Here is a 14,395-nt window from a genome sequence, read left to right as displayed (position 1 = left end):
TATGCTCCTAGGCCATGATCTGTTCAAGTTGTTCGATGCACGGCCCCATCGGCGCCTCTTCCTTGGTGCCCTGGCACAGGAAGGCTTCGATGGGCGCGTGCAGCTGGACGGCGCGGTCGGTGATCGGGTCGGCGCCGGGCACGTAGGCGCCCAGCGGGATCAGGTCGCGCACGCGCGCATGGCGCGCCATCGACGCTTTCAGCGCGCGCGCCGCCTGCATGTGGGTGGGCGTGATCACCTGCGCCATGCAGCGGCTGATCGAGGCGGCGATGTCGATGGCGGGGTAGTGGCCCCGCTCGGCCAGTTCGCGCGTGAGCACGATGTGGCCGTCGAGAATCGCGCGCGCCGTGTCGACCACGGGATCTTGCTGGTCGTCGCCCTCGGCCAGCACCGTGTAGATGGCGCTCATGCTGCCTTCCGGGTGGGCGCCATTGCCGGCGCTTTCCACCAGTTGCGGCAAGTTCGAAAACACGGACGGCGGGTAGCCGCGCGTGGCCGGCGGCTCGCCCAAGGCCAGCGCCACTTCGCGCAAGGCCATCGCATAGCGCGTCAGCGAGTCGACCAGCAGCAGCACGTGCTTGCCCTGGTCGCGGTAGTGGGCGGCGATCGAATGGCACAGTTCGGTGGCCATGATGCGCATCAACGGCGATTCATCGGCCGGGGCGATCACCAGCACGGCTTTTTTCAAGCCCTCGGCGCCGAGCGACTTTTCGACGAATTCGCGCACTTCGCGGCCCCGTTCGCCGATCAGGCCGACGACGACGACATCGGCCACCGTCTGGCGCGTGATCAGGCCCAGCAGCACGCTCTTGCCCACGCCGGAACCGGCCATCAGGCCCACGCGCTGGCCCTTGCCCAGGGTTAGCATGCTGTTGATGGCCCGCACGCCCACGTCCAGCGGTTCGACCACCGGTTGTTTCTTCAGGGGATTGATTTTTGGCGGCGTGACTTCCAGGATGTGTTCGCCGCCGAGGCGGCCCAGGTCGTCGATCGGCTCGCCCAGGCCATTGACCATGCGGCCCAGCCACGACGGGCCGATCTGCAGGCTGGCCTTGTCGGGCAAGGGCAGAACCCTGGCGCCGGTGGTCAGGCCCGTGGCCTTCTTGAACGGCATCAGGTAGGACAGTTTTTCGCGAAAACCCACGACTTGCGCATCGAGCCACTCGCCGCTCACAGTTTCAATTTGACAACGCTGGCCCGTGTGCAGGCGGCAGCCGGCGCTTTCCAGCAGCAGGCCGGAAGCGCCGACCAGGCGGCCGGTGGGTGTCGCGACCGGGATATCGCCGATCTCGAAACTGCGCAGCGTGTCGGCGATCATGCAGGCGCGCCCTGGTCTGCGTGTTCGGCGGCCAGCGCCAGGTGGCTGCTGACTTGTTCCATGCAGGCCGACAGGCGCTGATGGCAGCCCGCGTCGACTTCATTGTCGCCCGCCTTGATGCGGCATTCGCCCGCGTCGAGGCGCGCGTCGGCGATCAGGTTCCAGCGCTTGGCGCGCTTCGGATCGAGTTCGCTGATGCGTTTGAGTTCTTCCGGATTGAGGAAGACGTCGATTTCCTCGCGCGTGGGCGGCATCGAGGCCAGGGTCTCGTCGACCAGGGCCAGCAATTGCACCGGCTGCAGCGCCAGTTCCGCGCGGATCACCTGGCGCGCCACCTTGGCCACCAGGTCGACCACTTCCTTGCGCTGCGCTTCGCGGTAGTCGGCGCGCACTTTTTTCAGGTCGCGCAGGATGGCGTCGACGGGGCGCGCCAGGCGGTCCAGCGCCACCAGGGTTTCATTGCGGCCTTCTTCTCGGCCCTGCGCCATGCCGTCGTTGCGTCCGGTGTCGTAGCCGTCCTGCTGGCCTTGCACCAGGCCCACTTCGTAGCCGTCGCGCTGGCCCTGCTCAAAGCCTTCCGAGACGGACGCCTGCCACTGGCCGTCCGTGTCCTCGTTGGAGGCACGCTGGCCGGCGGCGATGAATTGCGACAGGGGCGGGAAACGATACGAGCGGAAGTGTTTCATTCGATCACCGCTTCGGCAAACAGTTGCACTTCGATCTCGCCCGCATCGGCGAGGCCCTTGACGGTGGCCATGATTTCCTGGCGCGTTTGTTCGATACGGCTCAAAGGCACGGGACCGGAACGGCGCATCATGTCTTCGAAGCTCTGTGCCTGGCGGCGCGGCATGGTTTTCAGCACGGCGTCGCGGATCGACGGCTCCGCGCCCTTGAGGGCGATGGCCCACTGTTCCATCGGCACGTCTTCCAAGATGCGCGTGAGCGTGACATCGCTCTGCGTGGCCAGGATCAGGAAGTCGTACATGCTCAGTTCGATTTCCGACACCACTTCCGGGTCGTGCGCGCGCAGCAGTTCGACCAGCGCGGCGCGGTTGCCCGGCATGCGGTTGAGAATCTCGGCCGCCTGGCGGATGCCTTCCACGCTGGTGCTTTGCGTGTCGAGCGTGCCCAGGCAGCGGCCCACCAGTTCGTCGAGCTCGACCAGCAGGTCGCGGTCGATCTCGTCCAGGCGCGCCAGGTTCAGCAACACCAGGTCGCGGCCTTCGACGGGCAGGGCGTCGAGGATCTGGCCGGCCAGCGCCGGCGGCAGGAAGGCCAGGAATACGGCTTGCATCTGCACGTGTTCATTGACGATGTATTCGGCCAGCCATTTTGGCGAAGCCCACTGCAGGCGCGCCATCTTGGGGCGGATCGCATCGCCGTAAATGTTGTTCAGCACGCTATTTGCGATATCGCTGCCCAGCGCCATGTCCAGCGAACGCTTCAGGTAGCTGCGCGAGGCGCCGTGCACGCCGCTTTGCTGGCGGTAGTCGTCGAAGAAGGTCTGCATCGCCGTTTTCACGGACTCGACCTTGATGCCGCTCATGCGTGACATCACTTGCGTGACTTCCAGCAATTCTTCGCGCGACAGGCAGCGCAGCACGTTGGCCGCCTGCTCTTCGCCTATGCTCAGCAGCACGATGGCAGCCTGTTCCACGGGGTTCAGGCTGGCGCTTTCGTATTCGGCGCCGTCGGAGGGATTATTGTTGTTGAGTTCGGCCATTTTTCTGCATCCATTGTTTGACGACTTCGGCGACACGCTCGGGTTCTTTTTCAGCCAGCACTTTCAGGTGGTCGACCATCACGTCGACCGCCGAGCCAGGTGGCGGCAAGTCATAGTTTTCCAGCAACGGCACGACCGGCATGCTGCCGGCGGCGGCTTCGCCTTCGAGCGCCAGCGGTGTGCCATTCACGCCCAGGGCTGGCGCGCCGGCAACGGCCGCGCCGTTGGCGCCGGCGGCGGCGCTGCCGCCCAGTGCCAGGGCAGGGTCGAGCTGTTTCAGTGCAGGCGGCGCCAGGCGCGTGGTCAGCAGGCGCAGCAGCGGACGCAGGATCAGGAAGTAGCCGAGGATGGCGCCCAGGGCGTACAGCAGCCAGCTGCTGAAATCGACGACGGTGTCGCGCTCTTCCCACCACTGCGCCACGGGCGGCTTGGCGGGGAAGGCCAGCGCCGTCAGGCTCAGGCTGTCGCCGCGCTGGGCGTTGATGCCCAGGCCGCTGTTGAGCATTTTTTCAATATTGCCCAGTTCGGCAGGAGTCCAGCCCGTTTTCGGGTTCGGTGCGGCGGCGCTGTTGAGGACCACGGCGACGCTGAGTTTTTCCAGGCGGCCACGGCTGCGCTTGATCTGCGTGATGCTGCGGTCGTAGGCGTACTGGCGCGTGGTGGCGTTCTTGCGGGCCGTGCCGTCGTCGGACGGTTTCGGTGCGCCGTCGGCGGGGGCGGCGCCTGCTGCGTCGGCCGGTGCCGGCACGGCGGCCGCTGGCGGACGGTTCGACAGGCTGCCGGGAATGCCGGCCACGGTGCGGTTGCGTTCCTGCTCTTCGCGCATCGCTTCGCTCGTCACTTTCGGGGCTTCGCCGTATTTTTCCAGCGTTTCGTCCACGCGGTCGTTGTTCACGGCGGCCGTCACGCTGAGCTTGAAGTTGTCTTCGCCGATGACGGGGCCGAGCAAGCCCGTGACGTTGCGGCGGATTTCATCCTGGAAACGTTTCGCGCCTTCATTGCCGGCGGCCGAAGCGTCGAAGCCGTCCGTCAGGTCGACGTGCGCGGACAGCAGGTTGCCGCCCTGGTCGACCAGGCTCACGCGCGTGGGCGCCAGGCTGGCGACGCTGCCGGCCACCATGTTGATGACGGCGGCGATCTGTTCCGGTGCCAGGGTGCGGCCCGGCTTCAGCGCCACGACGATCGAGGCGGACGATTTGTCGCCGTCGCTGGCGACGAACGACGTCGATTTCGCAATCGACAGATGGACGCGCGCCGAAGCGATCGCGTCCATCGTCATGATGCTTTGCGCCAGTTCGCCTTCCAGGCCGCGGCGGAAGCGCACGTCCTGCACGAATTGCGATACGCCCAGCGGGTCATTCTTGTCCATCAGTTCCAGGCCGGCCGGCAGTTGCGCCGTCACGCCTTTCGAGGCGAGCAGCATGCGCACCTTGCCCAGCATGGCGTCGGGCACCAGCACCTGGCCGCTGTCCGGATGCAGGCGGTAGGGGATGTGTTCGGCGTCCAGCGTGGCCATCATGTCCGTCACGGCCACTTTTTCGCGCGCGCCAAACACCGGCTTGTAGTTGGCCTGGTCGCGCCAGGCATACATGGTCACCATGGCGGTGATGCCGATGGCCAGCACGACGATGGGAACCAGGTTTTTCAGCAGGGCGGGCGGGATGGCGGGCTGGGCACCAAGGCGCCAGCGCGCAAATGCGGACTTCATGGGGGTAATCACTTGGGGTAACTTTCGCTGGGAGGCTGGGCGTGGATCAGGACGTGAAGATTACAGAGGCAGTTTGATGAGTTCGTCGACGGCGCCCATGACCTTGTTGCGCACTTGCATCAACATGGAGAAGGACAGGCTCGCTTCCTGGCTGGCCAGCATGGCGCCGACCATGTCGTCGCTCTTGCCGCTGTCGACGTCGCTCATTTTCTGCGCTGCCATGCGGTCATCGCCGTTGACCTTGCCGATGGCGTCTTTCATGCTTTGCGCAAAGGAGAAGCCGGATTGTTCCGGCGCGCCGAACTGGGCGGCGGGAGCGATGCTGGCGCCCAGGGCGCGCGCGTCATTGCTCAGTGCTGCCAGATCGGCCTTGATCAGACCTGCGAGTTCGTTGCTCATCGTGCCCTCTACTTTCAATATGCGGTGACGTATCAATCAGAAATTACTGGTGTTGCCATTCCGGCATGCATGACATCCCGCGCCATCTTGCCCGGCCCGCTTACAGGGCCCATCAGTTTTATCAGTTGCCACACCATCCGCTCAAGCAGATTCAAACAAACCCGGCAGACCTGCGCCGACGTGATTCACATGGCCATGACAACTAATAATTATCTGATAAAAGTTTCTTCTGGTGGCAATAAGCGGGACTGGAAACTGCCATAAAAACCGGAATCAGGTAAGCGGAATGGCGCACTGCAAATCTATATTTTGTCGCTATAAGCTTACCTCGCGGCAACTATAAAGTAAAGAGAGGATTGCCTCAAGGAATATTGATACATGGCAATATTTAGCTTTTTCATGTATTGTTCAGCACCGTAGTCATCCAGCATGCGATACGATGCGCAATCGTTTGCTTGCAGACCGGTACGCCAGGTCAAGATGATGCTGTATTTAATTTCGGGCGATCCGTATAATTTGTTCTGCCACCGCAATACCGACATGACCACTACATGACAATCCTTACCAAGACAGATCAAACTGTGCGCCATCAAGTCCTCGATTCCTGTCTGCTTGGACGTCCTGTCCATTTGCTGCATGTATTCGGCGCCCAGCTGCGCGACGACCTGGCCGTGGCCCTGCGCCAGCCGATGAGTCGCCGCTACTGGGGGAATTTCCAGATCGATGCCGTGACCTTGTCGCGCGTGGAAAACGAGGACAGCGTGAACCGCTGGCTGAGTTTCTCCACGCCGGCCAGCCAGACGGGCTTTGCCCTCGAACGGCAGATACTCTTGAGCGTGCTGAACTATCGCTATGGTAGTGCCGGCGCCAAGGGCGCGCTGCCCGATCCGGCGCAGGTGCGCGTGACGGCCACGGAAGAGCGCCTCGCTGTGGTGCTTGGACAACAGTTGGTGAACAGTTTGTTCTCCCGCGTGCACAAGAACCTGCAAACCCTGGGCAAAAGCAGCGACATCGACACCAGTGCCGAGGTCGCCGCGCAGTCGGGCGTGCATCCGGCACGCGGCAGCTGGATCGTCACGGTGGCGCTCAGCGATGTCGAGGCGGGGCAGAGCGGCCAGTTCTGGTTCTCGCTGGACAAGCGCCTGATGGCCGACGTGCTGCGCGGCTTGCTGCCCGAGCGCGCGCAGGCGAAGAAAGCCTTGCGCGGCAGCGTGCGTCCGCTCGCGTCGCGCCTGCAAGTGACCCTGGAAGGCCGGCTCGTCAGCAAACAGGTGCAGCTGGGCGCCTTGTTCGACTTGCGCGTGGGCGACGTGATTCCCGTTAGCCTCAGCCGCACCGACGTCATGCTCGACGACTCCCGTCTCTTTACAGCTGCTGTTTCCGAACACAAGGGCAAGCTCTGTTTAACCTCCTTTGAAGATGTCGAATAATATGAATATGACCGATACCAACCAGAGCGAAACCCTGCTGGAAGACCTGGGCGATGACATGATCATCGACCAGGGCGACGTGTCCGACGTGGCCAGCGGCCGCGCGCGGCGCGACATTCCGCAGATGATGCGCAAGATTCCCGTCACCCTGACCCTGGAAGTGGGCTCGGCCCGCATTTCGCTGGAAGAATTGATGGCCATCGGCCCGGAAAGCGTGATCGAACTCGACATGCTGGCCGGCGAACCGCTGGTGATCAAGGTCAACGGCACGCCGATCGGCCGTGCCGAAGTGGTGGTGGCCGGCGAGAACTATGGCCTGAAAGTCATCGACCTCGACGGCCTCAATCTCGACCTGATGACAGCATGAAGCTGGCGGTACCCGGCTTGAGCCGGCGCCGCGGCGCGCTGGCTGCTGCGCTGGCTGTTCCCGTTCTGATGCTGTGCTGCAACGCCGCTGGCGCGCAGGACCTGCTGTCCGGCGTGGTGCCGGGCGCGAAGACCGACCTGTCGGTGAAGATGCAGATCCTCGTCGTCATGACCCTGCTCGGGCTGCTGCCCGTGATGGTCATGATGATGACCAGCTTTACCCGCTTCGTCATCGTGCTGTCCCTGCTGCGCCAGGCCCTGGGCCTGCAGCAGGGCTTGCCCAACCGCATCGTCACGGGCATCGCGCTGATCCTCACCCTGCTGGTCATGCGCCCCATCGGCGACCAGGTGTGGAAGGAAGCGTTCGTGCCGTACGACCGCGACCAGATCGGCATGCAGGAAGCCCTGAAGATCGCCGAAGTGCCGATTTCGCGCTTCATGCTGGCGCAGACGAGCAAGGCCGCGCTGGCGCAGATCGCGCACCTGGCCGGCGAGCCGTCGACCATGCGCCCGCAAGACCACAGTTTCACGGTCAAGCTGGCTGCATTTGTGTTGTCCGAACTCAAGACGGCGTTCCAGATCGGCTGCATGCTGTTCATACCGTTCCTCATCATCGATCTGGTGGTGGCGTCCGTGCTGATGGCCATGGGCATGATGATGCTCTCGCCGCTGGTGATTTCGCTGCCGTTCAAGCTGCTGCTGTTCGTGCTCGTCGACGGCTGGACCCTGACCGTCAACACGCTCGTTACCAGCATACAGGGCTATTGATCCATGTTTACCCCTGAAGTCGCCGTCGACCTGATCATCGAAGCGCTGCACGTCGTGATGCTGCTGGTGGTGATCCTGGTCGTGCCCGGTTTGCTCATGGGCTTGCTGGTCGCGCTGGTGCAGGCGGCCACCTCGATCAATGAACAGACCATGAGTTTCCTGCCGCGCCTGCTGGTCACCCTGCTGGCCCTGATCCTGGCCGGCCGCTGGATGGCCGGTTACCTGATGGATTATTGCGTGTCCATTTTTCAGCGCGCCGCCACCCTGGTCGGATAGCGCCGCGCGCCATGGATCAGATTTTCAATCAGGTGCTGCCGTTTCTGCTGGCCGTGTGGTGGCCGTTCTGCCGCATCCTGGCCATGCTCAGCGCCTCGCCCGTGATCGGCGACGCGATGGTGCCCGTCCCCGTGCGGGTGCTGCTGTCGCTGGTGCTGGCGATCCTGATGCTGCCCGTGATGCAGGCGTCGGGCATCTCGCAGGACTTGCTGAAGATCGATCCGTTTTCCCTGCACGCCGCCGTCGCCACCCTGGAGCAGGCCATCATCGGCTTCGTCCTCGGCCTGGCCTTCCACTTCGCCATGTCCGTCATGTCGGTGCTCGGTTACCTGGTGTCGAGCCAGGTGGGCTTTTCCATGGCCGTGATGAACGACCCGCTCAATGGCACCTCGTCGGACGTGATCACGGGGATGCTCACCATCATGTGCATGATCGTGTTTTTCGCCATCGACGGTCACCTCGTGCTGACGGGCGTGATCGGCGCCAGTTTCACGGCCTGGCCCGTGGGGCAGGGCTACGGACCGCTGCTGCTGCAGACGGTGGCGTATAACGTGGCATGGATTTTCGCCGCCGCCATGCTGCTGGCCTTGCCCATCGTCTTTTCCACCATGGTGGTGCAGCTGGGCTTTGGCTTCCTGAACCGGGTGGCGCCGTCGCTGAACCTGTTTTCGCTGGGTTTTTCCATGATCACCGTGTTCGGCCTGCTGATGCTGGGGCAGATCGTGCGCTTTATCCCCGAGCACTACATCGCCATGACGAATCGCGTGCTGGAAATGATCGCCGAACAGATGCGGGTAGCCCATGGATAGCGCACGTGCCAACAAGCTGCTGCGCAGTCCACTTCCGGGCATCCGTTGCTCGCTGTACCTCCGTACAGCTGCGCTACTCAACCCGGCATTGAACTTGCTCGCTACGCTTGTAGGGCGCGTGCGGAAAGGTGTGGTCCATGGCGGATAGCAGCACGGGCGACAAGACAGAAAAGGCGTCACAGCAAAAGCTGAAGAAGTCGCGCCAGGAAGGGCAGGTGGTGCGTTCGCGCGACCTGTCGACGGCGCTGGGCATCCTGATCAGCATGAAGGTCTTCATTTACCTGCTGCCAAGCTATCTGCTGAGCTTTCGCGAGCTGTTCGCCATGGCTTTCATGCCGCTCGACAGCAAGGGCGCGCTGGAAAATGCCATGTCGATGGCGTTTACGACGTCGGTGGGCTTGCTGATCAAGATGATCGTGCCGCTGTTTTGCGTGCCCCTGTTCGTCGTGCTCGGCTCCTTGATCCCTGGCGGCTGGGTCATCAGCACGAAGAACTGGATGCCGAAGATGGAGCGTCTGAGCCCGGCCAAGAACCTGGGCCGTCTGTTTGCGCCCAAGCATGCTTTTGAATTCGGCCTGTCCATCGCCAAGGCCGCCGTGCTGGGCATGGTGCTCGTGCATGTGAGCCGCTCCAGCCTGACGCAATACGTGGATTTGCAACACCGGCCCCTGCAGCAGGCCATGCTCGACGGCTCGGCGCTGATGCTCGACGGCTTGATGGCGCTCATTTCCGTCTTTGTCCTGTTTGCCATCATCGACGTGCCGGCGCAGGCGTTCTTCTTTGCCCGCAACCAGCGCATGAGCAAGCAGGATGTCAAGGAAGAGCATAAAAGCAGCGAAGGGCGTCCCGAAGTGCGCCAGCGCATCCGCCAGCTGCAGCAGCAGATCGGCCGGCGCAGCGTGCGCAAGACCGTGCCCGACGCCGACGTGGTGATCGTCAATCCCGAGCATTACGCCGTTGCATTGAAGTATGACCAGGACCGCGCCGAGGCGCCGTTTGTCGTTGCCAAGGGCGTCGACGAGATGGCGCTGTATATCCGGCAAGTGGCGAAGGAACACGATATTGAAACGCTGGAGTTGCCGCCGCTGGCGCGCGCCATCTACAACACCAGCCAGGTGCAGCAGCAGATTCCCGTGCAGCTGTACCAGGCCGTGTCGCAGGTGCTCAACTACATCCTGCAGCTGAAAGCATTCCGTTCTGGGCAGCGCGCTGCCCAGCCCCCATTTCCCACCGAGGTGGTCGTGCCATCTCATTTGAGCGAGGTAGTACCTTCATGAATTTCCTGAACCGGTTGGTTGCCGAAATGCGCCGCCACAAGTTCGCCACGCCGCTGTTCCTGCTGGTGATCCTGGCAATGATCATCCTGCCGCTGCCGCCGGTGCTGCTCGATATCTTGTTCACTTTCAATATCGTGCTGGCACTGATCGTCATCCTCGTCAGCGTGTCGGCCAAGCGGCCGCTCGATTTCTCCGTCTTCCCGACGGTGATCCTGGCCACCACCATGCTCAGGCTGACCCTGAACGTGGCGTCCACGCGCGTGGTGCTGCTGCACGGCCACACGGGCGCGGATGCGGCCGGTAAGGTGATCGAGGCGTTTGGTAACGTCGTGATCGGCGGCAACTTCGTCGTCGGTATCGTGGTCTTCGTGATCTTGATGATTATCAACTTCGCCGTCGTCACCAAGGGCGCCGAGCGTATCTCGGAAGTGTCCGCGCGCTTTACCCTCGATGCCTTGCCGGGCAAGCAGATGGCCATCGATGCCGACCTGAACGCCGGACTGATCAACCAGGAAAAAGCCCAGATCCGCCGCAAGGACGTGGCCGCCGAAGCGGATTTCTACGGCGCCATGGACGGCGCGTCGAAGTTCGTGCGCGGCGATGCCGTCGCCAGTATCCTGATTTTGATCATCAACATGGTGGGCGGCGTGGCCATCGGCTCGCTGATGCACGACCTGTCGTTCGGCGACGCTTTCCGCCAGTACGCACTGCTGACCATCGGCGATGGCCTGGTGGCGCAGATTCCGGCACTGCTGCTGTCGGCCGCGGCCGCCATCCTGGTCACCCGCATCAGCGATTCGGGCGACTTCGAACAGCAAGTGGCAGGCCAGGTGCTGACGTCGCCGACGGTGATCTTCAGCGCGGCCGGCATGATGGTGGCGCTGGCCCTGATTCCGGGCATGCCGTGGTTCATGTTCATGACGTTTGCCGCTGTGCTGGCCTTCGTGGCCTGGCGTTTGACCAAGCGCGTGAAGGGGCCGGACGCGGCCGGCATGGCGGCCATCGAGGCGGCCTTGCGCGAGGAGCGCCCGGCCGAGCTGGAGTGGCAGCAACTGCCTGCCGTGCAGCCGCTGATGGTGATGCTAGGCTATAAACTGGTCGGCATGGTTGATAAAACGCAAGGCGAACCGTTGAACAAGCGCGTCAAGGGCGTGCGCCAGAGTCTGTCCGAAGCGATGGGCTTGCTGCTGCCGAATATCGGCGTGCGCGACGACCTGGCCCTGAAGCCGTCGCAATACGCGATCGTGCTGTCGGGCACCGTGGTGGCGCAGGCGGAAGTGCAGGCCGACCGCCTGATGGCGATCCCGTCGCCGAACGTGTATGGCCAGCTGGACGGCATTCCCGGCATCGAGCCGGCCTACGGCATGCCCGTCACGTGGATCGAGCCAAGCGAGAAGGCGCATGCGCTGGGTCTCGGCTACCAGGTCATCGAGGCGCCCAGCGTGATCGCCACGCACTTGTCGAAAATGGTGCGCGAATACTTGCCGGAACTGTTCCGCCACGAAGACGTCTCGAACATGATGGAACGCCTGACGGCCCTGTCGCCCAAGCTCGCCGGCGCGCTGGACAAGGCGCTCACGCACACGCAGCTGTTGCGCGTGTTCCGCGTCTTGCTGGCGGAAAATGTGTCACTGAAGGATATCGTGCCCATCGCCACCACCTTGCTCGACAGTTCGGAAACGACCAAGGACCCGATTCTGCTGGCGGCCGAGGTGCGTTGCGCGCTGCGGCGCCAGATCGTCAGCGGCCTGTTCGGCCAGAAGATGGAAATGCAGGCGTTTAACCTGGGCGGCGAGCTGGAAAACATGTTGCTCGGTTCGCTGAACCAGGCGCGCCAGGCGGGCAAGGTTACGCTGGATAATTATCCGATCGATCCGCACCTGCTGTCGCAGCTGCAAGTGAACATGCCGGTGGCGCGCGAGCAGATGAAGCAGCAGGCCACGCCGCCGCTGTTGCTGGTGCTGCCGCAGATCCGTCCGTTGCTGGCCCGCTATGCGCGCCTGTTCGCGCCGGGCCTGCATGTGCTGTCGTACAACGAAATCCCGGAAAACCGCGAAGTGAGCATCATCGGCACGGTGGGATAAAACGCTGGCATGAAAAGAAAAACGGCGCTGCGGGCGCCGTTTTTTTATGCTGTATCAATTCTGTTGCTTCAATCCTGCTCGTCGATGGGCGGCAGCAGGTCGTGCTCCTGGCCGTCGGCCAGCAGCAGCACGGTGCGGCCATGCGCCGTTTCTTCTTCGTCGCCATAGTCGTAACCGAGCGGCGCCGCCACTTCCTTCGAAACGATGATGGTTTCCTCTTCGGCCGCGTCCGCGGGGGCCGCGGGCGCATCGGGATCGGCCGCCGCTTCCGCTTCCGGCTGCGTCAGCAGCAGCGCCACTTCGGCCATGGCGCGGAACAGGGCCAGCGACAGCGAGGCGGCGCCCGCCTGCATCGGGTAATTGCCGTGCACGCGCTGCGCGTGCAGCTGGCGGTTCAGGCGGCAGCGCACGACGCGCAGGCCGGCGCGCCGCACGGCGTCGGCGATCTCGGGCAAGGCCAGGCGCAAATGGCGCAATGCGGCTTCCTCGTCGGCAGCCAGCTCCAGCAGCACGCCGTCGCCGGACGGTTCCATCTGGATCACGACCCGGCCGATGCCGATGATGATCAGTTCCACGCGCAGCGCCACCTTGCCGCGCCGCCGGGGCGTTGCATCGTCTTCCTCGTCGCTGGCCAGCACGCGCAGCAGCAGGCGCTGGCCGCCCCAGCCATACACGGCGAAGCGCCACGCTTCGCTGTCGACCGTCAACGGCGGGCGGGCGCCTTCGCGCAGCAGGGCTGGTTGCTGCTCGGCCATGAACAGGTTGCCCGGCACGTGCTGGCCGCGCGCCTGTTCCTGCAAGGCCGCATATTGTTCGCCATACGTCTTGACCATCACGCGCCACGAGGCGGCCAGCTGCGCGGCGTCGGGCGGCTGCCAGACCAGCTGGCGCGTGAAGAACAGTTGATTGACTTGCATGGCGCTGCTGTCGCGCGGCATGGCGCCGCCCGCCCCGTCGGCATTCGGCTTGATGAGGGACGCCAGGCTGTCCTGTCCCTGCTGTTGCAGCTGGGCGGGCAGGGTGCCGGCGTCGGGCGCGGGCGCCATGTAGGGGCCGATGGGCACCAGCGGCTGAACCACGCCCGGCACCATCGGCGTGGCGGGGCTGACGTCGAAGCGCTGGGTAATCAGGGGAACCGGGTTGCCCGATGAAATGCGGTCTATCGCCATGCCACTGTGTCCAGATGAAAGTCTATAAGAGCCGGTGAATCAGGCGGCATCAGCCATCATGGCTGCAACAGGGACAGTATCATTTTCTGCATGCTCTGGCTTTGCTTGAGCATCGCAGTGCTCGCCTGCAGCAACATTTGTGCCGACACCATGTTAGCGCTTTCCGCCGCGTAATCGACATCCATGATGCGGCCGATGGCGGCCTTGGTATTGGTGACCATGTTGGCCAGGTTGTTGTGCACGTGGTCGAGGCGGTTGGCCGCCGCGCCCAGGGCCGAGCGCACGCCGCCGACCTGGTCGAGCGCCGCCGCCAGCTGGTCGATCATGTTGTTGGCGCTGCCATTCGTGCCGATTTCGCTGCCGGCCGTGCCGCTGGCGGCAAAGTTGGCCGAAATGGCTTTCAGCAAGGTGTCCAGGCCGCCCATCTTGCCTGACACGTCGAACTGCATGGTTTCGCTGCTGCTGGCGCCGATCTGGAAGGTCATCGCCTCCGACAGGGTGCCCTTGCCGGCACTGCCGTTGCCCAGCAGCAAGCCGCCGCCGTAGGAAGTGTTGGTCATGACGTTGTACAGCTCGAGCCCCAGCGCATCGTATTCGGACTGCATGGCGTCGCGGTCGGTCTGGTTGGACGAAGCGTCGGCCGCCTGCGTGGCCAGGTCTTTCATGCGCACCAGCATGTCGGTGACTTCGCCAAACGCGCCTTCGGCCGTCTGCAGCATCGAGGTGCTGTTCTGCGTGTTGCGCATGGCCACCGTCATGCCGCTGACCTGGGCGCTGAGGCGCGTGGCGATCTGCAAGCCGGCGGCGTCGTCCATGGCCGAGTTGATGCGAAAGCCGGTGGACAGGCGCTGCATCGACGTCGCCAGCCGGCTTTGCGCACTGGCGGCGGCGCTTTGGGCGTACATTGCGGCGATATTGGTGTGAATGCTCAGCACAAGGCGGCTCCGGTGGGCGGTGAGGGTGAATCGGGTCTACCTTGTATAGGCGACTGCGCCGTCCGCATTGTTAAATCGAAAGGCAATATAGTCAAATAAATATGTTTCGCGCATAAAAAAGCCAGACCGCAGT

14 protein-coding genes are annotated in these 14,395 nt (G+C 63.6%); 7 read left to right on the top strand and 7 right to left on the bottom strand.

The annotated features are described in order from the left end of the window. Positions 1-7: 7 nt before the first annotated feature. The 5 genes from fliI to O3298_RS15850 are packed head-to-tail and all read right to left on the bottom strand — an operon-like array spanning position 8 to position 5,148. Positions 8-1,318: a flagellar protein export ATPase FliI gene (gene fliI, locus O3298_RS15870; protein WP_077403166.1), complete on the bottom strand. Its 1,311-nt coding sequence runs from the start codon at positions 1,316-1,318 to the stop codon at positions 8-10. After that, the gene (gene fliH, locus O3298_RS15865) at positions 1,315-2,004 is read right to left on the bottom strand and encodes a flagellar assembly protein FliH (protein WP_034787861.1); all 690 of its coding nucleotides are present in this window, start codon (positions 2,002-2,004) and stop codon (positions 1,315-1,317) included. Before fliH ends, fliI begins: the two co-directional genes overlap by 4 nt. Continuing rightward, on the bottom strand, positions 2,001-3,041 hold the full coding sequence (locus tag O3298_RS15860; protein WP_077403172.1) for a flagellar motor switch protein FliG: 1,041 nt from the start codon (positions 3,039-3,041) through the stop codon (positions 2,001-2,003). The genes fliH and O3298_RS15860 overlap by 4 nt, the downstream gene beginning before the upstream one ends. Further along, positions 3,019-4,749 (bottom strand): flagellar basal-body MS-ring/collar protein FliF, encoded by a 1,731-nt coding sequence (gene fliF, locus O3298_RS15855; RefSeq protein WP_305059960.1) that lies wholly within the window; start codon positions 4,747-4,749, stop codon positions 3,019-3,021. The genes O3298_RS15860 and fliF overlap by 23 nt, the downstream gene beginning before the upstream one ends. Positions 4,750-4,809: 60 nt before the next feature. Beyond that, the gene (locus tag O3298_RS15850; protein ID WP_034787870.1) at positions 4,810-5,148 is read right to left on the bottom strand and encodes a flagellar hook-basal body complex protein FliE; all 339 of its coding nucleotides are present in this window, start codon (positions 5,146-5,148) and stop codon (positions 4,810-4,812) included. A 551-nt stretch (positions 5,149-5,699) separates the two neighbouring features. Here O3298_RS15850 and O3298_RS15845 point away from each other — a divergent pair. From O3298_RS15845 to O3298_RS15815, 7 genes are all read left to right on the top strand, one after another. Beyond that, the gene (locus tag O3298_RS15845) at positions 5,700-6,578 is read left to right on the top strand and encodes a FliM/FliN family flagellar motor switch protein (protein ID WP_257218649.1); all 879 of its coding nucleotides are present in this window, start codon (positions 5,700-5,702) and stop codon (positions 6,576-6,578) included. Position 6,579: 1 nt separating this feature from the next. Continuing rightward, a complete protein-coding gene (locus O3298_RS15840; protein ID WP_077403184.1) occupies positions 6,580-6,945 on the top strand; it encodes a FliM/FliN family flagellar motor switch protein in 366 nt (121 codons plus the stop codon). Continuing rightward, positions 6,942-7,712: a flagellar type III secretion system pore protein FliP gene (gene fliP, locus O3298_RS15835; protein ID WP_251349167.1), complete on the top strand. Its 771-nt coding sequence runs from the start codon at positions 6,942-6,944 to the stop codon at positions 7,710-7,712. The genes O3298_RS15840 and fliP overlap by 4 nt, the downstream gene beginning before the upstream one ends. 3 nt (positions 7,713-7,715) lie before the next feature. Then, positions 7,716-7,988 (top strand): flagellar biosynthetic protein FliQ, encoded by a 273-nt coding sequence (locus tag O3298_RS15830; RefSeq protein WP_034757874.1) that lies wholly within the window; start codon positions 7,716-7,718, stop codon positions 7,986-7,988. An 11-nt stretch (positions 7,989-7,999) separates the two neighbouring features. Continuing rightward, positions 8,000-8,797, top strand: coding sequence for a flagellar biosynthetic protein FliR (locus tag O3298_RS15825; protein ID WP_077403190.1), 798 nt, complete (start codon positions 8,000-8,002; stop codon positions 8,795-8,797). A 137-nt stretch (positions 8,798-8,934) separates the two neighbouring features. Further along, entirely contained in the window at positions 8,935-10,074 is a 1,140-nt protein-coding gene (locus O3298_RS15820) for a flagellar biosynthesis protein FlhB (RefSeq protein ID WP_077403194.1), read from the top strand. After that, positions 10,071-12,158 (top strand): flagellar biosynthesis protein FlhA, encoded by a 2,088-nt coding sequence (locus tag O3298_RS15815; protein ID WP_099664380.1) that lies wholly within the window; start codon positions 10,071-10,073, stop codon positions 12,156-12,158. The genes O3298_RS15820 and O3298_RS15815 overlap by 4 nt, the downstream gene beginning before the upstream one ends. Before the next feature lie 68 nt (positions 12,159-12,226). On the opposite strand, the gene O3298_RS15810 is transcribed toward O3298_RS15815, so the two are convergent. After that, entirely contained in the window at positions 12,227-13,327 is a 1,101-nt protein-coding gene (locus O3298_RS15810; RefSeq protein ID WP_305059959.1) for a hypothetical protein, read from the bottom strand. Between the two features lie 56 nt (positions 13,328-13,383). Further along, a complete protein-coding gene (locus O3298_RS15805) occupies positions 13,384-14,262 on the bottom strand; it encodes a flagellin (RefSeq protein WP_099664379.1) in 879 nt (292 codons plus the stop codon). Between the last annotated feature and the right edge of the window lie 133 nt (positions 14,263-14,395).

Origin of the sequence: Janthinobacterium sp. SUN137, assembly GCF_030587265.1 — a bacterium.
Taxonomy (GTDB): Bacteria; Pseudomonadota; Gammaproteobacteria; order Burkholderiales; family Burkholderiaceae_D; genus Janthinobacterium; species Janthinobacterium kumbetense.
The sequence above is the reverse complement of the archived record's forward strand: the minus strand, read 5'-3'. Positions and strand labels throughout refer to the sequence as shown.

Excerpts from the sequence above, each read along its gene's own strand:
- fliI (WP_077403166.1), bottom strand. The coding sequence starts at position 1,318 with ATGATCGCCGACACGCTGCGCAGTTTCGAGATCGGCGATATCCCGGTC.
- fliH (WP_034787861.1), bottom strand. The coding sequence starts at position 2,004 with ATGAAACACTTCCGCTCGTATCGTTTCCCGCCCCTGTCGCAATTCATC.
- O3298_RS15860 (WP_077403172.1), bottom strand. The coding sequence starts at position 3,041 with ATGGCCGAACTCAACAACAATAATCCCTCCGACGGCGCCGAATACGAA.
- fliF (WP_305059960.1), bottom strand. The coding sequence starts at position 4,749 with ATGAAGTCCGCATTTGCGCGCTGGCGCCTTGGTGCCCAGCCCGCCATC.
- O3298_RS15850 (WP_034787870.1), bottom strand. The coding sequence starts at position 5,148 with ATGAGCAACGAACTCGCAGGTCTGATCAAGGCCGATCTGGCAGCACTG.
- O3298_RS15845 (WP_257218649.1), top strand. The coding sequence starts at position 5,700 with ATGACAATCCTTACCAAGACAGATCAAACTGTGCGCCATCAAGTCCTC.
- O3298_RS15840 (WP_077403184.1), top strand. The coding sequence starts at position 6,580 with ATGAATATGACCGATACCAACCAGAGCGAAACCCTGCTGGAAGACCTG.
- fliP (WP_251349167.1), top strand. The coding sequence starts at position 6,942 with ATGAAGCTGGCGGTACCCGGCTTGAGCCGGCGCCGCGGCGCGCTGGCT.
- O3298_RS15830 (WP_034757874.1), top strand. The coding sequence starts at position 7,716 with ATGTTTACCCCTGAAGTCGCCGTCGACCTGATCATCGAAGCGCTGCAC.
- O3298_RS15825 (WP_077403190.1), top strand. The coding sequence starts at position 8,000 with ATGGATCAGATTTTCAATCAGGTGCTGCCGTTTCTGCTGGCCGTGTGG.
- O3298_RS15820 (WP_077403194.1), top strand. The coding sequence starts at position 8,935 with ATGGCGGATAGCAGCACGGGCGACAAGACAGAAAAGGCGTCACAGCAA.
- O3298_RS15815 (WP_099664380.1), top strand. The coding sequence starts at position 10,071 with ATGAATTTCCTGAACCGGTTGGTTGCCGAAATGCGCCGCCACAAGTTC.
- O3298_RS15810 (WP_305059959.1), bottom strand. The coding sequence starts at position 13,327 with ATGGCGATAGACCGCATTTCATCGGGCAACCCGGTTCCCCTGATTACC.